Source organism: Colwellia sp. KS18-150 (assembly GCF_057551365.1).
The window spans coordinates 13,159-38,636 of the sequence record NZ_BAAJMC010000009.1 but is presented as its reverse complement, the minus strand read 5'-3'; the positions used below and the strand labels follow the sequence as shown (position 1 = coordinate 38,636).

Annotated in this window: 26 protein-coding genes and 1 pseudogene; 19 read left to right on the top strand and 8 right to left on the bottom strand. The window is 39.0% G+C overall.

The window, feature by feature from the left end:
* Positions 1-2 precede the first annotated feature (2 nt).
* The 16 genes from AC27IF_RS12375 to AC27IF_RS12300 are packed head-to-tail and all read left to right on the top strand — an operon-like array spanning position 3 to position 14,678.
* Entirely contained in the window at positions 3-254 is a 252-nt protein-coding gene (locus AC27IF_RS12375) for an acyl carrier protein (protein WP_487054645.1), read from the top strand.
* A gap of 22 nt (positions 255-276) precedes the next feature.
* The gene (locus tag AC27IF_RS12370; protein WP_487054644.1) at positions 277-867 is read left to right on the top strand and encodes a COG4648 family protein; all 591 of its coding nucleotides are present in this window, start codon (positions 277-279) and stop codon (positions 865-867) included.
* Positions 857-2,206: an AMP-binding protein gene (locus AC27IF_RS12365; protein ID WP_487054643.1), complete on the top strand. Its 1,350-nt coding sequence runs from the start codon at positions 857-859 to the stop codon at positions 2,204-2,206. Before AC27IF_RS12370 ends, AC27IF_RS12365 begins: the two co-directional genes overlap by 11 nt.
* Positions 2,207-2,219: 13 nt before the next feature.
* Complete coding sequence (locus AC27IF_RS12360; protein WP_487054642.1) at positions 2,220-2,573, top strand: ApeI family dehydratase; 354 nt, start codon at positions 2,220-2,222, stop codon at positions 2,571-2,573.
* A complete protein-coding gene (locus tag AC27IF_RS12355; protein ID WP_487054719.1) occupies positions 2,573-3,358 on the top strand; it encodes a glycosyltransferase family 2 protein in 786 nt (261 codons plus the stop codon). Before AC27IF_RS12360 ends, AC27IF_RS12355 begins: the two co-directional genes overlap by 1 nt.
* Positions 3,358-4,323, top strand: a complete 966-nt coding sequence (locus AC27IF_RS12350; RefSeq protein WP_487054641.1) for a lysophospholipid acyltransferase family protein — start codon at positions 3,358-3,360, stop codon at positions 4,321-4,323. The genes AC27IF_RS12355 and AC27IF_RS12350 overlap by 1 nt, the downstream gene beginning before the upstream one ends.
* Positions 4,324-4,349: 26 nt before the next feature.
* On the top strand, positions 4,350-5,897 hold the full coding sequence (locus AC27IF_RS12345) for an HAL/PAL/TAL family ammonia-lyase (RefSeq protein WP_487054640.1): 1,548 nt from the start codon (positions 4,350-4,352) through the stop codon (positions 5,895-5,897).
* On the top strand, positions 5,890-6,330 hold the full coding sequence (locus AC27IF_RS12340; RefSeq protein WP_487054639.1) for an acyl-CoA thioesterase: 441 nt from the start codon (positions 5,890-5,892) through the stop codon (positions 6,328-6,330). The genes AC27IF_RS12345 and AC27IF_RS12340 overlap by 8 nt, the downstream gene beginning before the upstream one ends.
* Position 6,331: 1 nt before the next feature.
* Positions 6,332-6,970 (top strand): LolA family protein, encoded by a 639-nt coding sequence (locus tag AC27IF_RS12335; protein WP_487054638.1) that lies wholly within the window; start codon positions 6,332-6,334, stop codon positions 6,968-6,970.
* A 49-nt stretch (positions 6,971-7,019) separates the two neighbouring features.
* Positions 7,020-9,266 carry an MMPL family transporter gene (locus tag AC27IF_RS12330; RefSeq protein ID WP_487054637.1) on the top strand — a complete coding sequence of 749 codons (2,247 nt, stop codon included), beginning with the start codon at positions 7,020-7,022 and terminating at the stop codon, positions 9,264-9,266.
* Positions 9,267-10,367, top strand: coding sequence for an SAM-dependent methyltransferase (locus AC27IF_RS12325; RefSeq protein WP_487054636.1), 1,101 nt, complete (start codon positions 9,267-9,269; stop codon positions 10,365-10,367). It begins immediately after the preceding gene.
* A 29-nt stretch (positions 10,368-10,396) separates the two neighbouring features.
* Positions 10,397-10,999, top strand: a complete 603-nt coding sequence (locus AC27IF_RS12320) for a DUF3261 domain-containing protein (RefSeq protein WP_487054635.1) — start codon at positions 10,397-10,399, stop codon at positions 10,997-10,999.
* Positions 11,000-11,001: 2 nt separating this feature from the next.
* Positions 11,002-12,201 carry a beta-ketoacyl-ACP synthase gene (locus tag AC27IF_RS12315; protein WP_487054634.1) on the top strand — a complete coding sequence of 400 codons (1,200 nt, stop codon included), beginning with the start codon at positions 11,002-11,004 and terminating at the stop codon, positions 12,199-12,201.
* A gap of 30 nt (positions 12,202-12,231) precedes the next feature.
* Positions 12,232-12,684 carry a hotdog family protein gene (locus AC27IF_RS12310; protein ID WP_487054633.1) on the top strand — a complete coding sequence of 151 codons (453 nt, stop codon included), beginning with the start codon at positions 12,232-12,234 and terminating at the stop codon, positions 12,682-12,684.
* A 27-nt stretch (positions 12,685-12,711) separates the two neighbouring features.
* Positions 12,712-13,443: a 3-oxoacyl-ACP reductase FabG gene (gene fabG / locus AC27IF_RS12305; protein WP_487054632.1), complete on the top strand. Its 732-nt coding sequence runs from the start codon at positions 12,712-12,714 to the stop codon at positions 13,441-13,443.
* Positions 13,443-14,678: a beta-ketoacyl-ACP synthase gene (locus tag AC27IF_RS12300; RefSeq protein ID WP_487054631.1), complete on the top strand. Its 1,236-nt coding sequence runs from the start codon at positions 13,443-13,445 to the stop codon at positions 14,676-14,678. The genes fabG and AC27IF_RS12300 overlap by 1 nt, the downstream gene beginning before the upstream one ends.
* 63 nt (positions 14,679-14,741) lie before the next feature.
* On the opposite strand, the gene AC27IF_RS12295 is transcribed toward AC27IF_RS12300, so the two are convergent.
* Together AC27IF_RS12295 and AC27IF_RS12290 are read right to left on the bottom strand one after the other, a co-directional pair.
* Positions 14,742-15,005, bottom strand: a complete 264-nt coding sequence (locus AC27IF_RS12295) for a hypothetical protein (protein ID WP_487054630.1) — start codon at positions 15,003-15,005, stop codon at positions 14,742-14,744.
* Complete coding sequence (locus tag AC27IF_RS12290; protein ID WP_487054629.1) at positions 14,999-15,406, bottom strand: YajG family lipoprotein; 408 nt, start codon at positions 15,404-15,406, stop codon at positions 14,999-15,001. Before AC27IF_RS12290 ends, AC27IF_RS12295 begins: the two co-directional genes overlap by 7 nt.
* Positions 15,407-15,589: 183 nt before the next feature.
* On the opposite strand from AC27IF_RS12290, the gene AC27IF_RS12285 reads away from it, so the two are divergent.
* Positions 15,590-16,822 carry an alpha/beta hydrolase gene (locus tag AC27IF_RS12285; protein ID WP_487054628.1) on the top strand — a complete coding sequence of 411 codons (1,233 nt, stop codon included), beginning with the start codon at positions 15,590-15,592 and terminating at the stop codon, positions 16,820-16,822.
* 161 nt (positions 16,823-16,983) lie between these two features.
* Positions 16,984-17,208, top strand: coding sequence for a hypothetical protein (locus AC27IF_RS12280; RefSeq protein WP_487054627.1), 225 nt, complete (start codon positions 16,984-16,986; stop codon positions 17,206-17,208).
* A 1-nt stretch (position 17,209) separates the two neighbouring features.
* On the opposite strand, the gene AC27IF_RS12275 is transcribed toward AC27IF_RS12280, so the two are convergent.
* From AC27IF_RS12275 to AC27IF_RS12250, 6 genes and pseudogenes are all read right to left on the bottom strand, one after another.
* Positions 17,210-18,262, bottom strand: coding sequence for a 2-oxoacid:ferredoxin oxidoreductase subunit beta (locus tag AC27IF_RS12275; RefSeq protein ID WP_487054626.1), 1,053 nt, complete (start codon positions 18,260-18,262; stop codon positions 17,210-17,212).
* Between the two features lie 9 nt (positions 18,263-18,271).
* Positions 18,272-20,170 (bottom strand): 2-oxoacid:acceptor oxidoreductase subunit alpha, encoded by a 1,899-nt coding sequence (locus AC27IF_RS12270; RefSeq protein ID WP_487054625.1) that lies wholly within the window; start codon positions 20,168-20,170, stop codon positions 18,272-18,274.
* Positions 20,170-21,960 (bottom strand): FAD-dependent oxidoreductase, encoded by a 1,791-nt coding sequence (locus AC27IF_RS12265; protein ID WP_487054624.1) that lies wholly within the window; start codon positions 21,958-21,960, stop codon positions 20,170-20,172. Before AC27IF_RS12265 ends, AC27IF_RS12270 begins: the two co-directional genes overlap by 1 nt.
* A 114-nt stretch (positions 21,961-22,074) precedes the next feature.
* Positions 22,075-22,340, bottom strand: a pseudogene (locus AC27IF_RS12260) (hypothetical protein).
* A gap of 74 nt (positions 22,341-22,414) precedes the next feature.
* Positions 22,415-23,785: an alanine/glycine:cation symporter family protein gene (locus AC27IF_RS12255; protein ID WP_487054623.1), complete on the bottom strand. Its 1,371-nt coding sequence runs from the start codon at positions 23,783-23,785 to the stop codon at positions 22,415-22,417.
* Positions 23,786-23,814: 29 nt separating this feature from the next.
* A complete protein-coding gene (locus tag AC27IF_RS12250) occupies positions 23,815-24,297 on the bottom strand; it encodes an NYN domain-containing protein (protein WP_487054622.1) in 483 nt (160 codons plus the stop codon).
* Positions 24,298-24,441: 144 nt separating this feature from the next.
* Here AC27IF_RS12250 and AC27IF_RS12245 point away from each other — a divergent pair, with 144 nt between their 5' ends.
* Entirely contained in the window at positions 24,442-25,443 is a 1,002-nt protein-coding gene (locus AC27IF_RS12245) for a GGDEF domain-containing protein (RefSeq protein WP_487054621.1), read from the top strand.
* Positions 25,444-25,478: the final 35 nt, after the last annotated feature.

Sequence of the window (25,478 nt, the reverse complement as noted above, 5' to 3'; positions counted from 1 at the left end):
CCATGCAAAGTAAAGAAGAAATATTGTCAATGTTAACCGAATTATTGGTTGATGAATTTGAAATACCAGCAGAAGATATTAATCTGGATGCTCAATTATATGAAGAATTAGATTTAGATAGCATTGACGCTGTAGATTTGGTGGTTCGATTACGTGAAATTACCGGTAAAAAGATTGCCCCTGAGTCATTCAAGCAAGTACGTACCATTGGAGATATAGTTAACGCTTTAATCGAGCTTTCTTCAGCAGCTTAGTGTTTTTAAAGACTGCACCTCAATGTATCAAAATCTAATAATAAAAATCATTCTAGCCATAGTGACGCTGCTATACCCAATAGTAGTGTTTTATGGTTTAGCTGAGCTTTCAGTACGCTGGGTGAGTTTTTTATTATTGTCGTTATTCATCTTGCGCATTCTTATTTTAAAAAAGAACCAAAATAAAAATAACGACAGCATACTAAGCCCTTTAGCCAGTAAAATCATCTCATTATTGGTGCTGGTGTTATTGCTATTGAGTTTTGTTTTTTCTACAGATATTGGGTTATTATTTTATCCCATCATCATCAATACGGCACTTGCCTTAATCTTCGCTAACTCGTTAATCACTCCGCCTCCCATTATTGAGCGTCTTGCTAGATTAACGCAAAAAGATCTACCGCCTCATGCAGTCATTTATACCCGCACTGTGACAAAAGTATGGTTAGCTTTTTTTATTATTAATGGCTTAATTGCTAGCTACACCGCATTCTTCACCAGCCTTGAGGTTTGGACGCTATATAACGGCTTCATCGCCTATATATTAATGGCGGTACTGTTTGCTAGTGAGTATTTGGTAAGACTAAGGGTGCAAAAATTACATGACTCTTGATACAAGCACTTTTCCGGCTAACACTCAGAGTGTTTTCTATTGCGGTGAACAGCAAATTTCTGGTCAACAATGGGCAACAGAATGTTTAACATTAGCCCAAGAAATCAATCAGTATGATGAAAATAACTGGCTTTTGTATGACGATGATTTTTATCAATTTAGTCAATATTTTTTCGCTTTATTAGTCGCCAAAAAAAATATCATTTTAGCCCAAAGTAATCAGCTTGAACGTATCCGACAAGCAAGTGAATTGGCTGACATAAGTATTGGTGATTTTAATTCCACTAATGATGACCATGAGCTAGAAAACTTTACGCGTAATCATTCTGCCAACCATACCCCAACTAGTTTAGAGAAGTTAACAATTAGTGATGAGGTGTGCATTACCTTATTTACTTCAGGCTCTACGGGTCAAGCTAAGGCAATAACAAAATATTGGTACCAGCTAGCTAATGAGGTTAACTGTCTGCAGGACTTATTCTCTGAACAGCACAATATTGTCTTATCTACCGTCACTCATAAACACATATATGGCATATTATTTAAACTTTTATGGCCAATATTTACAGACAAAAATATCATTTGTGAAACCATTGAGTACCCTGAGCAAGTCGAACATCTATGTAAAACATTCAATGAGATAGCACTAGTTTCAAGCCCGAGTTACTTATCTCGCACTAGCCAGCACTTATCCAAGCCGTCATCGCAAAAAATAAAGCAAATTTTTTGCTCGGGTGGCGCGTTAAGTAATCAAGTAGCCTATGACTTTTTCTCTTTAACTCAGCAAGTGATTACTGAAATATATGGCAGTACGGAAACAGGTGGTATTGCTTGGCGACAGCAAATGAACAATACCCAATGGCAGTTGTTTCCAACGCATCAAGTTACGTTAGCTGATGACAATACCTTAATACTTCAATCTAAATTTTTGCCCCATGATGAGCGTTACAAAACTGATGATATCGTTGAGCTTAACGGACGAATGTTCAACCTACTAGGCAGGGTTGATCGTATTATTAAACTATATGAGAAAAGATTGTCGTTAGACGAAATGGAAAGTGTATTAACCTGCCTACCAATAATAACTAGCTGTCACTGTTTTATGTTAGATTCTAGCAAAAATAAAGCCTCGTTAGTTGCTGTGATAGAATTAGCACAGGATGAATTACTTCCTGAGAATATTAAGCAAAAAAAGCACTTAGTTGATGAATGTAAACAAGCATTACTCACTGTCTTTGAGGCGTCATTATTACCAAGAAAATGGCGCTTTATACAGAAACTTCCTTTTAATAAGCAAGGTAAGTTAGTAAAAGCTGAATTAGTAGAACTTTTTAATTAGAGCAAGAAAACCAATGAAAAAGCATGTACAAGACATAACCCCTAGTATCAACTCAATTGAGCAGTCCAGCGATGGCGTCGTATTAATGCTTACGATAGATGCAGGGTTACGATGTTTTAAAGGTCACTTTGACAGTGCTCCAATTGCCCCAGGTGTGGTTCAACTATCTTGGGCAGTTGAATTTGCACGTGAGTACTTGGGCATGCAAGGGGACGTACAAAATGTTAGCGTGCTAAAGTTTCAAAAATTGCTACTACCAGATATGACAGTACAACTAGAAATCATTAAAAAATCTCAGACGAAATTTACCTTTAGCTATAGTGACGGCAATGAAAAGTACTCCTCTGCACGCGTGGAAATGGCTTGATGACAACCAAACAGCTAACTTGTGCAATTATTCCAAGCTTTAACCACAGTGAGAAATTAGCTGACATTAGTCAAGCTTTGTTATCTAAAGGCTTAGCCGTCATTATTGTTGATGATGCCAGCAGCCAAGCACATAGCGACGTCCTTGATAAAATTAGTACTGCACAACAAGAAATCCATTTAATACGCCATAAAACCAATCAAGGTAAAGGTGGCGCGGTTATTAGCGGTTTATTAACTGCAGAGAAATTGGGCTACAGCCACGCCTTACAAGTGGATGCTGACGGTCAGCACGATCTTGATGATATTACCACCCTACTGAATTTGTCGAGCCAATTTCCCGAAGCGTTAATCAGTGGTCAACCCGTCTATGATGATACCATTCCCAAAGGACGACTATGGGGACGCTCAATTACTCATTTTTGGGTGCATATTGAAACCCTATCTTTACAAGTCAAAGACACCATGTGCGGTTTTCGTATCTACCCATTAGCAGCGACATGTCAGCTACTAAAACAAGTTAACTTGGGCAAGCGCATGGATTTTGATATCGAGATCATGGTGCGACTTTTTTGGCGAAATATTAAGGTGATATTTACCCCAACTAAAGTTGAATACCCTGAAGACGGTCAATCTCATTTTCGTGCGCTGCATGATAATGTGTTAATTAGTTGGCTACATACCCGCCTAGTACTAGGTATGCTTATCCGCCTCCCCTATCTTATAACCCAGCGCTTAAGTAGCATAACCATAAAGCCCGCTAAAAATAATTCCCGGGGCCACTAATGGCAAACAATCACTGGTCGTCAGTCACTGAACGCGGCTCTCACCTAGGCTTAAAGGTTATTTTCACCCTTTATCAATATGGTGGTCGCTATCTGGCAGCATTTTTCTTGTATCCGGTTATTTTTTATTTCTTTGTGAGCGGTAAAGCTAGTCGATTAGCATCCCAAAAATACTTACACAAATTGCATCAATCAGGCTATCTCAATAAAAAGCCAACTATATGGATGAGTTATCAGCACTTTCTTGCCATGGGCTTTGCTGCATTAGATAAGGTCGATGTTTGGTTGGGTAAAATATCAATGAACTCAATCAATCATATTAATTACCCTATTTTTGAACCCTTATTGCAGCAGAAGCAAGGTGCGTTGATTATTGGCTCTCACTTAGGTAATTTAGAGATATGTAGAGCGCTTTCAAAAGACAACACCGCTGCATGTTTCAATGTACTGGTGTTTACCGAACATGCTGCAAAATTTAATGACTTTATTAATACCTTAAATAATGACGTTAAAATTAATTTAATTGAAGTCACAGAAATGGGGCCAGATCTTGCTATGATACTGCAAGATAAAATAGCTCAAGGTGAATACGTTGTTATTGCCGGTGATAGAACTTCAACAACAGTAGCTGGCCGTGTAATTTATAGTGATTTTTTAGGTGAAAAAGCACCATTTTCCCAAGGGCCTTTTATTCTTGCCGGTATTTTACAATGTCCCGTTTTGATGATGTTTTGCTTAAAATCTCAAGCAAGCAATAACAAAAGATATAATTTAATTTTTGAAGAGTTAACTACTGGCGTTCAATGGACGAGAAAAACTCGTCAGACAGAGTTAACTAACTTAGTAAATAACTATGCGAAAACATTAGAAAAATATTGCGCACAATATCCGTTGCAGTGGTTTAATTTTTTTGATTTTTGGCAACAAGACAACAGCAAAAGAGCACATAAAAACTCGAATAGCTAATCGTAGTAATAAGTAGGATTGTAAGTATGTTAGAAAACAGTGCCACCACCGACTTTGGGGCAGCAGCATTAACGATTGAAGACATAGTCGCCATTGCTAAAAACAAGCAAAAAGTCGCCCTTGCTGATGATCAAGAGTTTACTAAAAAAATTGATGCCGGCGTTGCATTTTTAGATACGCTGTTAAAAGAAGATGGCGTTATTTACGGCGTAACCACAGGTTACGGCGAATCATGTACAGTAGAAATTCCTGCTCAACTGGCCAATGAATTACCACTGCATTTAACAAGGTTTCATGGTTGTGGCCTTGGTGATTACTTTACTCCTGAGCAAGGTAGAGCCATTTTAGCAACTCGATTAGCATCGTTAAGTAGAGGTTACTCAGGAGTAAGTTGGCCATTATTAAGACAGATTACCGCTTTTTTAAATAATGATATTACTCCTGTTATCCCTCAAGAAGGATCAGTGGGAGCCAGTGGCGATTTAACACCACTATCCTATGTCGCTGCCACACTTTGTGGTGAGCGTGATGTCTATTATCAAGGTAAAAAAGTCGCCGCAAAAGTCGCCCTTGCCAATGAAAATCTAACGCCAATTACGTTACGCCCTAAAGAGGGCTTGGCAATCATGAATGGTACTGCGGTTATGACAGCACTCGCTTGCCAAGCATACGACCGTGCCGCCTATTTAACCAAGCTTTCTGCCAGAATTACCGCATTAAGTAGCTTAGCTTTAAAAGGCAATAGTAATCACTTTGATGACATTTTATTTTCGGTAAAACCACACCAAGGTCAAGCTGATGTTGCCTCGTGGATCCAACACGATTTACATCATCACCACCACCCAAGAAACTCACATCGCTTACAAGACAGATATTCTATTCGTTGTGCACCACATGTTATTGGCGTTCTTGCCGACTCTTTGCCTTGGCTGAGACAATTTATTGAGAATGAACTCAATAGTGCCAATGACAATCCGATTATTGATGGTGTTGGCGAGCATGTGCTACATGGTGGTCATTTCTATGGCGGCCATATTGCCATGGCAATGGATAGCATGAAGACGGCTGTTGCCAATATTTCAGATCTACTTGATAGACAAATGGCTAGCTTAGTCGATGTCAAATATAACAATGGTTTACCTGCTAATTTATCAGCAGCCGAACCTGAACGTGTTGCCATTAACCATGGCTTTAAAGCGGTACAAATTGGCGCATCAGCATGGACTGCAGAAGCCCTAAAGTTAACGATGCCAGCAAGTGTGTTTTCCCGCTCAACTGAATGTCATAATCAAGACAAAGTCAGTATGGGCACCATTGCTGCCAGAGATTGCTTGCGTGTTTTACAACTTACTGAACAAGTGGTTGCCGCAATGCTACTCGCCAGCTATCAAGCCGTAACACTGCGCATTAAACAAAATGAGCTTAACCGTGATACTTTATCTGAGCCGGTTGCTGAAATGCTTGCAGATATTGGTGAGTTTTTTGAATTAGTCACCGAAGATAGACCACTAGAAGGTGTTTTAAGAGCCACAGTAATCCATATTCAAGAGCAACGATGGTCACTATATGAGTAAACAAAAGTACATCACTACCTCTGTTGATATCGAAATTCCCTTTCATGATTGCGATCCAATGAATGTGGTTTGGCATGGAAATTATCCCAGATATTTTGAAGTGGCTCGCTGCCAATTGCTCCGTTTATTTAATTACGACTATCTAGATATGGTTGATTCTGGTTATTTATGGCCCATTGTGGATATGCGCCTAAAATATGTCGGCTCAGCTAAATTTTCACAGCTCATTACAGTAACCGCAACTTTGGTGGAATATGAGCACAGAATCAAAATTAACTACTTGATTACTGATAAAGCCACAGGTGCTAAATTAACTAAAGGCCATACTATACAAGCTGCAGTAAGCCTTGAAGCTGAAGAGTTACAACTAGAGTCTCCGGCCATTTTAATCCAAAAATTACAGCCATTATTATTAGCGCTGGGTGATATTTAAGATGATTGCTTTCGCCAGAAATACACTTAACAACAAGAAATTATTAACATTCGTTTTTATTGGTGTTTTATTGTCTTTCTCGATATTCACTAAAGCTAAAGAAGTTGAGGTTATTGCTCCTCAACTGACCTTAGCAGTCCCCTTAAAAGGTACATTTAACCAGCATAAAGTTATTAAGCCGTTAAAACGCCCTTTTATCTCAACTGGCGATTATATTTATTACCCATCCAAAGGGCTACTTTGGCAAACAAAAACACCAGTGCAAGCAACAAAGTTATTTGCCCAAGGTGGCGTTTACAGTATTAATAAACAGGGTGAACGAGTAAAAGAAGCCCAACTTGATAATGATTTCTTTTTGGCGTTATTTTCTGCTGACGAAGAAAAATTAAATGCTTTTTTTGTCTCAGAAACTTTATCAACGGCAACCAGCTCTCAAGAACAATGTTTAGCACTAACGCCAAAAAGCGAAGCCTTAGCTAAACTATTTAAGCAAATTACACTCTGTACTTATTTAACTGATGTTGGGGAAAAGCTTCCTGCAAGCATAACGCTATTAGAGCCAAGTGAAAACAGTACTAAAATTGAATTACAGCTTTCATCAGATGACATAATGCCTGAGGAGCTAGTTTATTTTGATTAAGGATTTGTCTAAGTTAAGTGATAAATTCTATCTAGCCTTATGGCTGTTAATGATAGGAATTTGCTGTCTATTATTAACGGTTAAATTATCCAATCATGAACAAAGCTACGATGCTGGGTTATTAGCTGCACTTGAAATAGATTCTGCTAAACATCAAGCCGCCATCGCTCTAGGTAAAAACTACCAAAACAAAGTGCTTATGCTAGTTGGTCATAAGAGCCTTGCCCAAGCTGCGGATATGGCAAGTGAAATACGTGCGCAATTAAAAACCAAACCTTGGCTATCGAGCATTTACAGCAATCCATTAAATTCTGACCAGTTACAAGCGTTAATTAGCTATTACGGTGACTCTCCTTATAGTTACTTAGCTTCTAAGCAAAAAGATGAGTTAACTCAGGCATTAGATAGTAATCAAACGCAAGCGATAACTGATAATTACTTTACTTTATTAGACCAATGGGCTGACCCAATTGTTAGTCAATCGTTAACTAGTGATGCGACATTAACTTTAGCTAATTATCTTAAAGAGCGATTACTCACTAACTCTAAAGACACAGCTAATTGGAAATTTAAGCAACAAGAATTCATGCTTGCTGGAGCGGATATAAACTATATCCCTATCTTTATTACCCTTAAACCTAGCTATGCTAATATTCGAGATTCTGCCATCGTTTATCAAGATCTACAGGCAGTAAAAGCAAAGTATTCATCTTCAGTTATACAAGAGTCTTCCGATAGTGATCTACTCATGACGGGCATGATTTTGCACTCAGCATCGGCAAGCTTACAAGCTCAAGCTGAAATAAGTAGTTTTGGCGTATTATCACTTATTGGGGTGATCATCATTATCGTATTCGCCTTTAGGGCGGTTATGCCATTACTCGCTTGTTTGCTCGTGATTGCCAGTGCACTGTTGGTGGGTATTACGGCGTTACTATTATCATTTTCCTCCATTCATTTATTGGCATTAGTCTTTGCTGTCAGTATCTTAGGCATCGCCGTCGATTACGGTTTTCATGTCCTTGTCCTGCGCCAGCACAGTCAAGGCTCAGCACATGATACTCGTAAAAAAGTTGTTGTCCCCTTAACTATTGCTTTAATGTCTACTATTGCTGGCTACAGCTTATTTTTCACCACTCCGATTAACCTGCTACATCAAGTGGTTGTCTTTGTCGGTTTCGGCTTACTTGGTGCTTATTTAAGTGCTTTATTACTTCTCCCTTGTATCAAAGTAAGTCACAGTGGAACTCCTTTTGCGGCGCGCTTACCTAAACAAAATTTTAGCTACCTTGTTATAGCGTCAATTGTTTTTATCGTTACTATTCCTCAACTTAACTTTAATGACAATATAGCCAACTTAAACACCTCTTCACCGTCACTAATTCAAGAAGAACAGCAAGTCGCCGATTTAACTGGCGAAAATATATACCCATACATGGTCCTCGTTTCAGGGGATACAGCGGATAATTTACTAAAAAACACGCTACAACTATCTAAGCAATTACGTTCTCAAGGGGCTGAATTAAAAACTATTTCAGATTGGCAATTACCCAAGATTGAGCAACAACAAAATATCGATCTATTTAAAACCAATTGGCGTGCAAACAATTACCAAACCATAGAATCTTATCTGGATAAAGATGCTGTTGAATCAAAGCTAGCAACAGCAAAACCATTAGCGCTAATGCCTTCTTCTTTGCGTGACAACATTGGTTTAGATATTAAAGAAGTGGCCAATCAATATTGGACTGCACTATTACTCAGTGCGCCATTATCAACGGAGCAAAGAGAAAGTGTTAACGAAAGCGAATACGCAGACTATGTCAATTTGCCGCAAGCACTGTCTACACAATTGTCTGAAGTAAGAATTCATGTTCTGCAACTTGTTGTACCTGCAATGCTAGTGATCTTAATTATATTAAGTTTATATTTTGGCTTAACCAGCGCCATCATTATGTTGCTAGTACCTACAGTTTCTGCCGGGCTTGCTTTACTCACTAGTCAATTTTTTCAAACTAGCTTAAACATCTTCAACCTACTTGCCTGCTTACTTATTATTACTTTGGCAATTGACTATGTGGTGTTTCTTCGCGCCCATGGCGTTACAAAAACAATCAGTCATACTATTGGTTTATCGGCGCTATCATCGGCCATCACTTTTGGTGTGATGACCTATAGCACAACCCCTGCGGTAAGTAGTTTTGGCTTAACATTACTAATAGGCATCTCTTTCGCATGGCTACTAAGCCACCTAACTCCTTTAACTAAGATTAAAAATAAAAACGGAAATACTTAAATGATTAAATTACCTGAGCAAGATGAGCTTTCAGCTGTAGCAGCTAAATCTATGGCACAGCATATTGCTTTTTCTCCCTATATTTTCCAAGCAACAGTGGCAATGAAAGAGCTAGGTATTTTGCAGTTTATTGATAAAAATAGACGTAAAGGCGTGCCATTAAATGAAATAGCAACTGCGGTAAATGTCAGTGAATATGGTGTCAGCGTGCTGTTAGACTTTGCCTTAACTTGCGGCTTAGTTACAGTATCTAAAAGTGATGATGACTCAGCAAGCCTACCTCGTTATAGTTTAACTAAAGTCGCATTCTTTTTATTGCATGATGAAATGTCCGTTGTCAATTTCGACTTCACTCAACACTTTGGTTATCAAGGCTTAGCAAACCTAACTGAGTCGATTAAAACGGGTAAGCCTGAAGGGTTGAAAGTCTTTGGTGACTGGCCAACATTATATCCTCATTTACCTGAATTACCTGACAAAACTCGAGCAAGCTGGTTTGCCTTTGATCACTTTTATTCTGATCATGCTTTTGATGAAATTTTACCATTAGTTTTTGCCAATAAACCAAAACATATTGTTGATATTGGCGGCAATACCGGACGTTTTGCCACTAAATGCTTACAACATGATGACAATGTCAATGTCACCATCATGGATTTACCTCCGCAATTAGCCAAAGCGCAGCAAAATATTTCTGAAGCTGGTTTAGCAGATCGTTTCACACCATTTCCTTGCGACATGTTAGATCCACAACAAGTTTTGGCTGAAAATGCTGATGTTTATTGGATGAGCCAATTTTTAGATTGTTTCTCCGAGCCGCAAATTGAAACGATTTTAACCAATGTTGCCAACGGGATTTCAGGAGAACAACGAGTATTAATTTTAGAAACTTTCTGGGATGCTCAAAAATTTGATGCCGCTGCATTTAGTTTAAATGCTACATCATTATATTTTACCTGTTTTGCCAACGGAAATAGCCGCATGTATGCCGCCGATAAATTTATCGCCTTAGTCGAAAAGAGTGGTTTAAAAATAGAACAGCAAATAGATGATATTGGTTTAGGACATAGCCTTTTAGTTTGTACCAAAGCGGTTAGCTAATAATGTCCATAAGTGAGAGGGTATCAACATTGCTTAAGCTACGTCTGGTGCTTTTATTTGCTGTGCTACTGCTCACGGCGTGTGCTAGTCAATTAACACATGTACAAGATGTCGCACTCAACAAAGATATTAATTATACCTTACAGCCGATCCCGGAAGACTTGCATAACATAGGGATATTGGCGTTATTTAACGTTGAACAGCAAGGTAAAGAAAATGAATTTCTAGTACAAGTAGAAATGACAAAATCTCATTTGGCTATGTCAGGGCTAACCGTTGAAGGATTATCTTTATTCAACCTTGATTGGAACATTGTTACAGCGCAGCTAAACTATGATAAAAATATTGCTATTGAGCCATTAAGAGTTCTAGCTGAATTACAACTAGTACTGTGGCCAGAAGCGAGCCTTCTTCAAGGTTTGACGCAAGCAACATTAACCACAAAGGCAAATAATGAACGAGAGATACGCTTTGCTAATCAGGTTATTTATCGTATTCACCAACAAGCAGAATTCAGTCAATTGATGAACCTTGAACGAGATTATACAATCACCATCAAAGAGTTAGAGCGTTGGACGATACCTGCTAACCATATTGAATCAAAAGAACAAAAGCACATGGTGGAAAATTAAACGTGTCTGTTTATTTAAATGAATTAGGGCTGACTTGCTCACTCGGCGCAGATAAAAGCAGCGTTTTTGCTAACTTTCTAGCTGGTGAACAAGGTTTTATGCAGCCAGATGATAGTTTTGGTATTGATACCGTTATTGGCAAAGTGCAGCAACAATTACCTGATTTATCTTGCCACGGTGAATTTGAAAATACCCGCAATAACCAGCTAGCCATGTTGGCTTATTCACAAATTAGCCAGCAACTAGAGCAACTAAAAGCCAAGTTAACCACTGAGCTACAACGTACGGTAAATATTGCCGTGATCATTGGTACAAGTACTTCAGGTATTGCCAGTGGTGAACAATCTATGCAGGATTATTTAGCAACCGAAAGTCATAGCCAAGATTATCATTACAAGATGCAAGAAATGGGCGCTACCGCTGAATTCATAGCAGGTTTATCTGGCGCCAATGCGAGTGTTTACGGCATATCAACCGCCTGCACCTCAAGTGCTAAAGCTTTGATTAGCGGCAAGCGATTATTAACGGCAGGTTTAGCCGATATTGTTATTGCCGGTGGTGTCGATAGTTTATGCCGTATGACGATTAATGGTTTCAACGCGTTAGAGTCTATTTCAACAAGCCAAACACTGCCATTTCAATCTCAACGTTGTGGTATCAATATTGGTGAAGCTGCGGCTTTGTTTATTATGAGTAAATCGCCAAGTGATATTGCCTTAACAGGCTTTGGTGAAAGTAGCGATGCTCATCACATTTCAGCCCCACATCCTGAAGGAGAAGGCGCGCGACAAGCGATGCTATCAGCATTAGCGCGTGCTAATTTATCTGAGCAGCATATCAACTACATAAATTTACATGGCACTGGCACTATTCAAAATGATGCCATGGAGGCTAAAGCTGTAGCGCAAGTATTCACTGCTAGCACTCCTTGTAGTGCGAGTAAGCAATTACATGGTCATTGTTTAGGTGCCGCAGGTGCTTTAGAAGCTGGATTATGTTGGTTATTGTTGAGTGATTTTAATCAAGATAATTGTTATCCTAAAATGGCTATTTCTGGTGAAGTAGATACCGCGCTTGAAACAATAAATTTACTACAAGGGCAGCAACCAAAAGCAACAATAGAGCACTGTATGTCAAATTCATATGCTTTTGGTGGTAATAACGCCAGCTTAATTTTATCTAAGCATATTAAGTCCAATTAAGATGCGTTTAAGAGTTAACAGTTACCGATCATGTACGACATTGAAGAAATAATAAAACATAGAAAGCCCATGCGTTTAGTGGATGAGTTAGTGTCATTTGACCAAACAACTGCTTGTGTATTGGTGAATATAAATGAAAATAGTGAGTTTTATCAATCCGATAAACAAGGTGTGCCTAGCTATATTGGTATTGAATATATGGCACAATGTATTGCTGCCAAGGCTGGTGCAAATGAACTCGCCAGTGGTGGCGAAATTAAATTTGGCTTTTTATTAGGCACGCGTAAATACACACCAAATGTGAGTTATTTTCTACTCGGGCAAACCCTAAAAGTAACAGCAACACACATAATTGAAGATGCAGAGGGTTTATCTGTTTTTGATTGTACTATCGCAATAAACGATCAAGCAGAAACCATATTGGCGCAAGCAAAAATCAACGTGTATCAACCAAAAGATTCTGAAGAATACATTAGGTCTTAACCGCCCTAATCAATGACAGGAATAAAAATGAATAACTCAGTATTAGTAACTGGCTCAAGTAAGGGCATAGGTAAAGCCATCGCCATTGAGCTAGCACAAAGTGGTTTTGATGTCGTTGTACATTACCATAGTGATAAACAAGGCGCTGAAGAAACATTAGCTCAAGTGAAATCTCATCAACCCGATGGTAAAAGCCGAATCATTCAATTTGATATAGCCAATGGCGAGCAAACAAAACAAGTACTTGTTAAAGATATTGAAGATTTTGGCGCTTATTATGGCGTGGTGTGTAATGCCGGTGTACATAGTGATAATGCCTTTCCTGCGATGACAGAAGAGCAGTGGCACAAAGTTATTCATACTAATCTAGATGGCTTCTATCATGTCGTCCACCCACTCATAATGCCGATGATTCAATTAAGAAAAGGTGGTCGTATCGTCGCAATTTCTTCCGTGTCAGGTATTTTAGGCAACCGTGGCCAAGTCAACTATAGCGCTTCAAAAGCAGGACTTATTGGTGCTGTCAAAGCACTAGCATTAGAGCTAGCTAAAAGAAAAATAACCGTTAATTGTGTCGCCCCTGGCATTATCCAAACCGAAATGACTGAAGATATGCCCAAAGATATGATCAAACAAATTGTACCAATGCGCAGAGCAGGTAGTGATTTGGAAATAGCGGCAACAGTGAATTTTTTATTTTCTCAAGGTGCAAGCTATATCACCCGACAAGTGATAAGTGTTGACGGAGGATTAAGCTAATGCATCGCGTTGTCGTTACAGGTATGTCTGCCATCACAGCACTGGGGGATAATTGGCAAGACTTTTCAACAAAATTAAAAGCAGGCGAGAATGCTGTTCAGTACTATTCGCCATGGGATGGCTATGATGAATTGAATACTCGATTAGCCGCGCCTATTGTTGATTTTAGTAAACCTAAACACTACACCAGAAAACAGTGTCGTTCTATGGGTCGAGTCTCTCTAATGGCAACCACAGCGACAGAGCGAGCACTAGCTCAAGCTAACCTGTTAGAAAGTGATTTACTAACACAAGGAGACACCGGCATAGCTTATGGCTCAAGTACCGGCTCAACGGCACCATTTGTAGATTTTGCCAATTTACTGAGTGATAAGTCTATGACAGGTATCACGTCCACCAGCTATATAAAAATGATGGCACATACCACAGCAGTAAATATTGGTGTGTTTTTTGGTGTTAAAGGGCGAGTACATACCACAAGCTCTGCATGTACTTCAGGCTCACAAGCCTTAGGTTATGCCTACGAAGCCATTAAATATGGCAAACAAACCGCGATGATTGCCGGTGGCGCAGAAGAACTATGCGTAACCATTGCAGCGGTATTTGATACTTTATTTGCCACCAGTACGGTCAATGATAACCCCAAAAGCACACCAAAACCTTATGACGCTACACGTGATGGGTTAGTTATTGGCGAAGGTGCCTGTACATTTATTTTAGAAAGCTATGAATCTGCTCAAGCGCGTGGTGCCACTATTTTTGCTGAATTAGTCGGCTTTGGTACCAACTCTGATGGTCAGCATGTTACACAACCTTCAGCAGATACTATGCAAGTGGCGATGGAAATGGCTATTAAAGATGCTGATATCTCTCCTAATGATATTGGCTATGTAAACGGTCATGGTACAGCCACTGAAAAGGGTGATATTGCCGAAACTAAAGCGACAGAGCAAGCTTTAGGGAAAAACACCCCCATTAGCTCGCTTAAAAGTTATTTAGGTCATACGTTAGGTGCGTGTGGTAGCATAGAAGCTTGGGCAAGTATCAACATGATGCAAGATAATTGGTTTGCCGCGAGTGCAAATTTAGATACGGTTGACCCTCAATGTGGTGATTTACATTACATTCAAGGGGAAGGCTTAACTAAGAAAACAGATTATGTGATGACTAATAATTTTGCCTTTGGCGGTATTAATACTTCACTAATTTTCAAAAGATTCAATAGCGGCAGCTAATGGCTTAAACAGCTTTAAGTGTAGTTAATCACCGTTATTGAATCTGTATATTTTTGCTCGTTTTTATTCAGTGCTTTCCAATGCTTGCTTAACATCTTCATCATTAAAGATATCAATCAACTGATCTCTATAAGCGCGAAGTACGTTATTTTGAGGCGATTCACTCGCTGTTTCTTCAACCACATCGCGCTCTGCAATTTGTTTTTTCAATACTTTACCATGCGATTTTTCATAAACATAAACGGTAGCATCGGTATCAAAATTAAACGAAGTAACCCAGTTTAGGTTAATACTGAAATACCACTCATGTAGGTTAAGCACTAACATTTTTGAGCATCATGCTCAGTGATAATTTCTTTAGCTTTATCGCTATTCACTTGTGTATCAATATTGGCGGCCACAACATTCCAACCGCTGTTAGCTAAACCTGTGGTGATCCTGTGCTCTAAAAATTGTGAAAGGTTTTTATCTTTATCAAAATCCTCTGTCGCTAATACTTGGTCTACGTGCCAATCAACCGGAATACCAAAAGAAGCATGAGCTTTACCAACATAGTGTTTAGGTTTTCCATCTATCACGCGTTTTCTATTATCTACCACCGATATCACAACTTTATCAGCAGCTTGATATGAAAGCTTTGGTGCTTGCTCAGCTAATGGAATAGGTGTTACACAGCCAGTTAAAAATACGGCAAAAAGTCCAGCAATTAGTAGTTTTATCGTTGTCATTAAATTCTCATTATTATTGTTATGGTTTAACTTTAAAGTTCAGTACCTTAGCTAAATAACTAGTTTTAATCAAAGCTTTTTTTAAACCAATTTATCAGGCAATTAAATAGTAATTTCCTCTAAAAAAATATAAGGTAAACAAATACGTATATAAAATACCGTTATGAATGGAGAACATCAGCAATGACGCCAGTAAAAACACTTTTCCCCATCACTTTTCTAGTTTTATTTCTCTGCTCATGCTCACTAATGAAAACGAAAGAGCAAGCTAAACAATTGGAAAATATTTCATCTATTTCTGGCAAAATTGATATTGAAAATACTACAAGCTCTGTCTATGTTGTATTGCTTCAGCAATATAAAACCCATATCGAAGTACAACAACAAACCTTGGTGGATGATAATAATAATTACCAGTTTAACTTATTACCGGGTAACTACATTATTGGTGCCTATATTGATGAAAATGAAAATCAATTAAGAGAAGCGCATGAAAAATCAGCGCTGCACAGCCAAAATACGAATCTTTATAGCGTCATCAATGTTTCCTCAAATGAACATTTCATCCTTGACGATATCTCCATAACCAGCGTACTCAATACTAGCGATTTGGTGAAAGCGACTATTAATAAATCTAAAGTACACACCAATATTGGTAAAGTTACCTCACTAACTGACCCAATGTTTTCCCCGGAGAATGCTTCACTTGGATTATGGCAACCGTTAACTTTTGTGAATCAGATTGGTGGCGGTTTATTTATGTTACAGCCTTTTGAAACAGGAAAAATCCCCGTTGTATTTACTCATGGAATCCTAGGTAATCCCGCTGAATTCGAAGCAATGATTAGTACGTTAGACAGAGAGCAGTACCAACCATGGGTATTATATTATGCTAGTGGTATTCAATTAGACTTAATCAGTCAATATTTATTAAATGCGCTAAATCAATTACAAGAACAACATAAGTTTAACGATATATATTTAATTACTCATAGCATGGGAGGGCTTATGTCACGGTCCTTTTTAATGAAACATCAGCAACAAGAAACCGACTTTAACATCCCTTTTTATATGACAATTAACAGCCCTTTATATGGCATGTCGAGTGCCGCCTCAGGTGTTGAAACGTCTCCGATTGTTATTCCTTCTTGGCGTGATTTAGCCACCAATAGTGCTTACATTAAAAAAGTACATCAGTGGCAGGTGCCAGACAATATTGCTTATCACTTGGTATTTTCATTTTTACCTGAAGAAGAAGGTGATGGTGTTGTACCTATGAGTAGTCAACTTTCGTTATCTCTACAAGAAGAGGCGACGCAAATTTATGGCTTTAAAGCGCAACATGCCCAAATATTAAAAGATAAAAATTTTATAACCCTGTTCAATAAAACGCTCTCTCAACATAACGACGAATGAGTCAACAGACCCTAGTATCAGCTTTACAGACTTAAATTAACATAAAATCTTTACTTACAATCAGATACAAAACATTACACACCTGATAGTACTTTGCCTTTACACTGGAGTAAGTTAACTATTATTAGCTAACTTACTATTTTTATTTTAAGGGGTTTAGTATGTTTTCAACATCAATATCACCAACCAAGTTAAGAGTAAAAGACAGTATATTTGCCATACTTTTCTTAGCATTGTTTATCGTTTTACTGCCATTTGCTTTAATCGCCATGGCCGGTCTTGTGCTCGTTTCTTTGGTAGCATTTAAATTCAGAGCATCACAAATAAAACGTCAAAGTTATACGTTATTTGATGCGGTTAAAGGTAGAGACTATACCGTGAAATAAGCTATCTAAAACTTTCATTAATACCAGTTAATACTCTTTTTCCCGGACATAAAGCATCTTGATCGAGCTGGTTTAAAGGAGTATCACTGGTATTGTTAATTTCATGAAAGTCACTCGCTGTCGCCTCTAAATAGAACAAACCTGTTAAGATTTCCCCTTTCGCTTTGTGCGCTTCAATATCAATAATGGCTTTACTAGCATCATGGCTATCGTAATCATCACTCAGTTTCTGAATGCGCATTATAGAGCCATCATGTAAGCAAACATCTTCACTATCACCACTTTCACAATGACTGGTAATTTCGGTTTTTACTGGTACAAAATCAGTCACCGCTGCCGTAGTGATATGATCATGAACATAATCATAAGAGCGGGTTGAGCCATTATGATTATTAAAAGTTACACACGGAGAAATAATATCGATAAAGGCAAAACCTTTATGGCTCATGGCAGCTTTAATCAAAGGCACTAGCTGCTTTTTATCTCCTGAGAAGCTTCGGGCAACAAAGCTAGCTCCTAACTGCAACGCCATTACGCATAAATCTATGTCCGTAAACAAGCTCAAATCACCAGCTTTGTTTTTTACGCCCTGATCGGCTGTCGCTGCTAATTGTCCTTTTGTTAAACCATAAACGCCGTTGTTCGCTACCATATAAACCATATTCAGCTGCCTGCGCACAACATGAGCAAACTGCCCAAAACCAATTGAAGCACTATCACCATCCCCCGACATGGCTAAATATAATAAATCTTGATTAGCCATATTCGCACCCGTGGCTACTGAAGGCATTCGACCATGCACAGAATTAAAGCCATGCGCTTTATTCAAAAAGTAATTAGGCGCTTTTGATGAGCAACCAATACCCGATAATTTCGCCACTTTATGAGGCTCAATAGAGAGCTCATGGCACGCCTGAACAATGGCAGAAGTTAACGCATCATGACCACAGCCTGAGCATAAAGTGGATAACGCTCCTTCATAATCTCGGTAAGTCAGGCCTAAATCATTAACGGGCAAACGAGGATGTTTAAAGGTTGATTTGATATAGCTCATAGTTCTCTCCTACCCTGCTTTTTTATCAGTTTGTTGTGCAGACTCTTTATCCGAAAAGTGCGCTAACACACCTTGTACAACCTGATAACTTGTCATGGGTAAACCATCATAATTTACTATGCTCGTTAAATTATTTGGGTTAATTTGCAATTCATTCACCAAGACTGTTTTCATTTGACTGTCACGGTTTTGCTCGATGACAAACACGTCTTGGTGGCTTGCTATAAATTGCTCAATTTCAGCATGAAACGGAAAAGCGCGAATACGCAATGTATCGGTTGTTATGCCATGCGTGTTTAATTCATCAATAGCCTCGGTAATTGGATGGCTTGTGGTGCCATAGTAAATAAGAGCGACCTTGGCGCTTTGCTTGCCTTGAACTATGTCAGGTTTAGGAAGGTATTTAAGTGCCGTGATAAATTTTTGTGTTAACCGGTCAACATTATCCACATAATCTTTTGGCTTTTCAGTATATCGTGCGTAATGATCACGCGAGGTGCCTCGATTGAAATAGGCGCCTTTATCCGGATGAGTTCCAGGCAAAGTGCGGTAACAAATACCATCGCCGTCCACATCTAAATAACGACCAAATTCTTTTACTTCATCTAGCTGCTCTTTATTAAGTACTTTACCGTATTGGTACGCTTTATCATCTTGCCATTGAAATTCATCGCTAAGGTGATCATTCATGCCTAGGTCTAGATCTGACATAATAATCACAGGCGTCTGGCATACATCAGCAATATCAAAAGCTTGTGCTCCCATTTCAAAACATTCTGTTGGACTGTCAGGAAAGAGTAATAACTGTTTAGTATCACCATGAGAGGCATAAGCACAGCTTAGAATGTCAGATTGCTGAGTACGTGTTGGCATTCCTGTTGACGGACCTGCCCGTTGCACATTCACCAATACCATAGGAATTTCAGTAAAATAAGCTAAGCCCAAAAACTCAGTCATCAATGAGATACCCGGACCACTGGTTGCGGTAAACGCACGTGCGCCGCTCCAGCCAGCGCCAATGGCGATTCCGATGGCAGCTAACTCGTCTTCAGCTTGCACAATTGCATAATTATTTTTGCCGCTCGCGGCATCAATACGTAAACGATGACAATAACTAGCAAACTTCTCTATCACGGAAGTTGACGGAGTAATAGGATACCAGCCAACAACAGTTGCTCCCCCATAAACGGCGCCAAGCCCTATGCCAGTATTACCATCAACTAAGATACGATTATTCACCAAGTCACGAGGCTCTACCTTAATCGCTAAAGGACAAATAAAATGCTTATGTGCGTATTGATAACCTAGCTCTAGCGCATAAACATTAGGGGTGATCAGCTTTTCTTTACCTTTAAACTGATCTCTTACCAAGCCTTTAAGTAAGTTAAAATCCATATTGAGCAGTGCTGCCAATGCTCCAACATAAATCACATTTTTAAATAATTGTCTCTGTCTAGGATCGGTGTATTCTTTGAGGCAAATACTGGAAATAGGTATACCTAAATAATTAATGCCTTGTCGAATTTGGCTATCTTGTAATTGCCTACTTGAATCATAAAGTAAATAGCCCCCTTCGATCACACTGTCGATATCAGCGGCTAAACTTTGCGCATTCATTGCCACAACCATTTCTGATTTACCACCTCGGCGACCCAAGTAATTTTTCTCTGAAATCCGAACTTCATACCAAGTCGGCATACCTTGGATATTTGATGGAAAAATATTCTTGGCGCTAACCGGAATCCCCATTCGCAATATCGCTTTAGCAAACATATTATTCGCACTCGCAGAGCCAGTGCCGTTGGTATTAGCAAAACGTACCACGAAGTCATTAATAAGGCAGTCTTCATCTGCTAGCAAATAATTATCGTCTTCACTTTCTGTTATCGCTGTAGTTTTTTCCGCCATTACTTCACCCCTCCTTTGATCGTTGCATGGGTATTGGTAATTTCGAGTTTTTTCATATCCCATGCCCCTGTTGGGCAACGCTCTGCACATAACCCGCAATGTAAGCAAACATCTTCATCTTTCACCATTATTTGGCCCGTTTTCAATGGCGCAGATACCAACAGTGGTTGTTCATGATTCAGCTCAGTCACTCTAAATTGTTTGACCACTTGTTTGTCATCAATTTCTTCTTCGACAAAGTTAATACAGTCCATTGGACAAACATCTTCACATGCCGAGCATTCAATACAGGTACTCTCGGTAAATACCGTATGTACATCACAATTTAAGCAGCGACTGGCTTCTTCTAAAGCGAGTTTTTCGTCGTAACCTAACTCAACTTCAGCAGCTAATTGTTTAACTGCTTCTTCCCACGCAATATGAGGAACTAAGTTACGCTCTTGATGATCAATAGTGCTTTGATAGCTCCACTCATGAATGCCCATTTTTTGGCTGGTCAAACTAAACGAGCTATCGCTTCTGTCTTGCACAGGATCGGCATTTTGGCAAAATAAATCGATGGATATTGCCGCTTGATGACCATTAGCAACCGCAGAAATAATATTCTTAGGGCCAAAAGCAGCATCGCCGCCAAAGAAAACTTTCGGGTGAGTAGATTGTAAGGATTGTTCATTAAGCTTGGGTAATTCCCATTGGTTAAAATCAATACCAATGTCTCGTTCAATCCATGGAAAAGCAGTGTCTTGACCAACAGCGACTAACACTAAATCACAATCAACAAGTAAAGTTTCACCTGTCGGCTGCAAACTACGTTTGCCATGAGCATCATACACAGACTCCACTTCTTCAAACTTCATACCCGTAAGCTTGCCATCCTCAATAACGTATTCAAGTGGACTATAGTTGGGCATTAAAGCAATGCCTTCCGCGGCGGCATCTTCTTTTTCCCATGGTGATGCTTTCATTGCATCATAGCTTGAACGAACCAGTACTTTGACATCGGTAGCACCAAGACGTTTTGCTGTACGGCAGCAGTCCATCGCAGTATTACCACCACCGAGTACTATCACATTTTTAGGCACTTCATGGACATGATCAAAACTGACATTAGCTAAAAAGCCAATACCCGTTTTAATTTGCTCGCCGGCTTTATCATGTCCGGGTATCGTTAGCCAACGACCATTAGGAGCTCCAGTACCCACAAAAATGGCATCAAAATTTGCGTGAAGTAAATTATCTAAGCTACTGACTTCTTCACCAAAATGGCACTCTAAGCCCATGTTGATAATGTAGTTCAATTCTTCATCTAGTACCGTTTCAGGTAAACGAAAGGCAGGAATTTGGCTGCGCATCATGCCGCCAGCTTTCTCGTCTCGTTCAAACAAGACCACATCATAGCCCAGAGGTAATAAGTTTCTTGCAATGGTCATGGAAGCAGGACCTGCGCCTATAAGCGCGATACGTTTACCATTTTTCTTACGGGGGATTTTGGGTAAAAAGGGAGTGATATCGTCTTTATGATCACTGGCGACACGCTTTAATCGACAAATCGCCACTGGGGTGTCTTCTACTCTGCCGCGTCGACATGCTGGCTCACAAGGGCGATCGCAAACACGCCCTAATACACCAGGAAAAACATTAGACTCCCAATTAATTAAATAAGCATCGGTATAGCGTTTTTCGGCAATTAAACGAATATATTCTGGTACTGGTGTGTGAGCAGGGCAAGCTTGCTGGCAATCAACAACATTTAAAAAATGTTGATAGTTAGTGGTATCAGTTTTCTTCAAAGTTAACTCCTTAATCACATAAGTGAAGTATAGAGAGTTTTTCACCAAGCAAACCTTTACGGCTTGCTTGGTACTACTTGAAATAACGTCTATCTAATTTCTAATCTACTGTATTTAGTATAACTTGTTAATAAGAATTTGATTTAATAGCTTAGGGTCTGTTGAACTTTCGAGATTATTTTTGCAGTAGTTTGTTGGGTATTTATACAAGGAAGAGCTTTTGTCGTGTGGTTGTTCCACATAAAAAGGCGATAACGTCGTAAAAATGACCAACAAACACTGTCCGAAGGATTCGGCTAAAAACATTTTACTCTTTGTTGAGCAGCATTTGCTTAGAGCACTAGGCTGCACGCTACTCTCCGCGAGTAAAACGTTTTTATCACGAACAAAATTTAACCGCGAAAGATTAACAGCCCCTAGTGCTAATGATTGCCTCGTTAAAAATTTATCCTTCCTATTGTAATGCCTCTTTTTTGGCAAAATAAGTTTTAGCCAATGCCCTTACTTTAGGTGCCAGCAGTACGGTAGAAATCATGGTAGGGATAGCCATTAGAGCATACATAATATCGATTAAATTAATCACTAAGGTTAATGAAGAAATAGCGCCAATAATAATCAACAAGAGATAAAACCACACATAACCTTGTGCAAAGCGTGCTCCACCTAAAAACTCGGCACATTTACTGCCGTAATACCAAAAGGTTAGTACAGTACTGGTACTTAAAAAGAACACCACAAGTGTGAGTACATAAGCGCCAAAGTTAGGAAAAGCTTGTTCAAAAACTTGTGCGGTTAGGCTAACACCCGTTAAGCTGCTCCCCCCCAAATCTGACACTAAAATGGCCAAGGCGGTACAAGTACAAACAATTAACGTGTCTACAATGGGGCCAAGTGTAGCGACCAACCCTTCACGAATGGGCTCATTAGTTTTCGCTGCGCCATGAGCCATAGATTCTGTACCTATACCAGCTTCATTAGAAAATGCACCTCGTTGTACACCAATAAGAATAACAGAGCCGATAAAACCACCAGCAACAGAGTCACTACTGAATGCTCCTTGAAAAATAGCTAAAAAGGCTTGTGGGATCGCTGAGAAATTTAAAAACAACACGCCAAGCGTTAAGATGAAATAACAAATCACCATCACAGGCACAACATAACTGGTGACTTTGGCTAAACGTTCAAGTTTACCCATCACTATGTACGTAATCAGAACGCAAAGGGAAATTCCGGCCACTAAGTCAAAAGTGAAATGCTCTTGTGTGGTCGCTAAACCATTGGGGATTGCAATAAAGTCGCGTAACACTTGTACTAATTGGTTGATTTGAAAAATGGGTAAAGCGCCAAACATGGCTGCGACACAAAATAGCCATGCTAATGGTAACCACTTTTTACCTAGCCCTTCGCGGATCACATACATAGGCCCGCCTTGCAGTTTGCCACTGCGATCTAAGCCACGATATTGAATGGCTAACGTTGCGGTATAAAACTTAGTCGCAATACCCACAATCGCGGTAACCCACATCCAAAAGACAGCACCTGCACCACCTAAGGTGATAGCAACAGCGACACCGGCAATATTGCCTAATCCTAGTGTGCCAGAAAGTGCCACCATCAGCGCTTGAAAATGGCTTAAATCACCTGAGGCTTTTTGCTCACCGGCCAATTTTCCGGTGGTAATATCAAAAGCATGCTTCAAATAAAAATAAGGAGTGAATCGGCTGTGTATTACAAAATACAATCCGCCACCCACTAATAAAATAACTAAGGGTAAACCCCATAAAAATGAAGCAATATTGCCTAAAGTGTTCGCTAATTCATTCATGTAATTTGTCTATGTAAGTCGTATAATTTTTAAGGTAATAATAAACTTTCGTTTATTTTGTGGTATTTGTCTGCGGCATTGATTAAAGAGTTTGCCGTTAAGTTTTCAACCCCATAAACAACGGTATGTACTCCCAATTGTTGTTTAATATGTGTTAACAAAAGATCAAAATCCCCATCTCCTGACAATAACACGACAGTATCAATATTTTTGCTGGCTGCTGCAGTCATCATATCAATGGTAATACCCACATCCCAATCGCCTTTTGCTGAGCCATCAGCACGCTGAATAAAAGGTTTAAGCTTAATATCAAAGCCAATGTGTTTGAGGGCTTTTTGAAATTTATGCTGTTGATCATCGCTACGCTGAATAGCATAAGCATTGGCAAGTACAACATCTCCTTGTGCAGCTAATTCCTGCCAAAGCAATCGGTAATTAAATTGACGCTGAAAAGCATCCCTTGTGGTGTAATAAATATTTTGAACGTCAACAAATACAGCTATATTGGGCAAAATATCTCCTAATTGTGATTATTTAAACAAAAACCTTATAAAAACTGTGCTTTTTATGCTTTAAAGCCTTGTTTCAAGATAATGATGGCGTTAAAATATTTAACATAATAATAACAAGTCAACTAATGTGCTAGGGGATAACGTATGTCTTTTGAAGATAACTATCAAGTCACTTCTAAATTCAGCGAGCATACCCATGATTTTTTAACCAGTCATCAAATCGCGCCAACACCTGCAAACTATGCCGTTGTATATTTATACATTAGTAATGAAAATGAATTACTAACTGCTGCAATAGATAGACAATTACAGCAAGGCGATGCCATTAACGCCGACTTTCTTGCCAACTTATTTACTCAATTTGTTTCTTTTAGCCAACAAGTGGAAAGTACTGTTTTAGCTCCCTTTGAAGAAACATTAACTGAAACAATCAAAAAAATCAGTAATCAAGTTAGTAATGAAAATAAAGCAGCAAATAACTTACAAAAGCTCGATAAAATTTTAACTAAAACCGAGCATCATGCTTCATTAGAAAATATTGTTAATTATCTTTTTAATACTATTAATAACGCTAAATCACAGCATCAAAATTTTTCTCAAGATTTAACGTCAACACAAAAAGAAATTAATCTACTGAAAGAGAAATTAGCCGCCTCACGAGAAGAAGCGTTAATAGATTCATTAACGGGTCTATTAAACAGACGTGGTTGCGATGAAAAATTACAAGCCTTAAGCCTTAACGACACCCACTCGTCACTAGCTATAGACATAGATCACTTTAAAGCGATTAACGATAAGTTTGGTCATTTCATCGGCGATAAAGTGATTCAGCGTATCGCAAAAACCATTCAAGAATACACCGGCGATCAAGATATTGCTGTACGCTTTGGTGGCGAAGAGTTTGTTGTAGTGATGACTCATAAGTCATTATATGAAGCGAAAGAAGTCGCTGAAAAAATTCGTGATTCAATATCAAAAATGAAGTTAATATTACGTGAAACCAATACCTATTTACCGCCAATATCGGTATCTATCGGTGTAGCGCAAAATAACAACACTAACAATTGGGTAAACTTATTTGAACAAGCAGACCAAGCTCTATACGAAGCAAAAAATGCCGGACGAAATCGCTGTATTTGTGCTTAATAGTTACATCTAGTTCAAAATATATTTACTTGAAC

Excerpts from the sequence above, each read along its gene's own strand:
- AC27IF_RS12280 (WP_487054627.1), top strand. The coding sequence starts at position 16,984 with ATGTTTTCAACATCAATATCACCAACCAAGTTAAGAGTAAAAGACAGT.
- AC27IF_RS12300 (WP_487054631.1), top strand. The coding sequence starts at position 13,443 with ATGCATCGCGTTGTCGTTACAGGTATGTCTGCCATCACAGCACTGGGG.
- AC27IF_RS12330 (WP_487054637.1), top strand. The coding sequence starts at position 7,020 with ATGATAGGAATTTGCTGTCTATTATTAACGGTTAAATTATCCAATCAT.
- AC27IF_RS12275 (WP_487054626.1), bottom strand. The coding sequence starts at position 18,262 with ATGAGCTATATCAAATCAACCTTTAAACATCCTCGTTTGCCCGTTAAT.
- AC27IF_RS12245 (WP_487054621.1), top strand. The coding sequence starts at position 24,442 with ATGTCTTTTGAAGATAACTATCAAGTCACTTCTAAATTCAGCGAGCAT.
- AC27IF_RS12355 (WP_487054719.1), top strand. The coding sequence starts at position 2,573 with ATGACAACCAAACAGCTAACTTGTGCAATTATTCCAAGCTTTAACCAC.
- AC27IF_RS12255 (WP_487054623.1), bottom strand. The coding sequence starts at position 23,785 with ATGAATGAATTAGCGAACACTTTAGGCAATATTGCTTCATTTTTATGG.
- AC27IF_RS12350 (WP_487054641.1), top strand. The coding sequence starts at position 3,358 with ATGGCAAACAATCACTGGTCGTCAGTCACTGAACGCGGCTCTCACCTA.
- AC27IF_RS12345 (WP_487054640.1), top strand. The coding sequence starts at position 4,350 with ATGTTAGAAAACAGTGCCACCACCGACTTTGGGGCAGCAGCATTAACG.
- AC27IF_RS12370 (WP_487054644.1), top strand. The coding sequence starts at position 277 with ATGTATCAAAATCTAATAATAAAAATCATTCTAGCCATAGTGACGCTG.
- fabG (WP_487054632.1), top strand. The coding sequence starts at position 12,712 with ATGAATAACTCAGTATTAGTAACTGGCTCAAGTAAGGGCATAGGTAAA.
- AC27IF_RS12285 (WP_487054628.1), top strand. The coding sequence starts at position 15,590 with ATGACGCCAGTAAAAACACTTTTCCCCATCACTTTTCTAGTTTTATTT.
- AC27IF_RS12375 (WP_487054645.1), top strand. The coding sequence starts at position 3 with ATGCAAAGTAAAGAAGAAATATTGTCAATGTTAACCGAATTATTGGTT.
- AC27IF_RS12295 (WP_487054630.1), bottom strand. The coding sequence starts at position 15,005 with ATGTTAGTGCTTAACCTACATGAGTGGTATTTCAGTATTAACCTAAAC.
- AC27IF_RS12290 (WP_487054629.1), bottom strand. The coding sequence starts at position 15,406 with ATGACAACGATAAAACTACTAATTGCTGGACTTTTTGCCGTATTTTTA.
- AC27IF_RS12360 (WP_487054642.1), top strand. The coding sequence starts at position 2,220 with ATGAAAAAGCATGTACAAGACATAACCCCTAGTATCAACTCAATTGAG.
- AC27IF_RS12335 (WP_487054638.1), top strand. The coding sequence starts at position 6,332 with ATGATTGCTTTCGCCAGAAATACACTTAACAACAAGAAATTATTAACA.
- AC27IF_RS12340 (WP_487054639.1), top strand. The coding sequence starts at position 5,890 with ATGAGTAAACAAAAGTACATCACTACCTCTGTTGATATCGAAATTCCC.
- AC27IF_RS12325 (WP_487054636.1), top strand. The coding sequence starts at position 9,267 with ATGATTAAATTACCTGAGCAAGATGAGCTTTCAGCTGTAGCAGCTAAA.
- AC27IF_RS12270 (WP_487054625.1), bottom strand. The coding sequence starts at position 20,170 with ATGGCGGAAAAAACTACAGCGATAACAGAAAGTGAAGACGATAATTAT.
- AC27IF_RS12365 (WP_487054643.1), top strand. The coding sequence starts at position 857 with ATGACTCTTGATACAAGCACTTTTCCGGCTAACACTCAGAGTGTTTTC.
- AC27IF_RS12310 (WP_487054633.1), top strand. The coding sequence starts at position 12,232 with ATGTACGACATTGAAGAAATAATAAAACATAGAAAGCCCATGCGTTTA.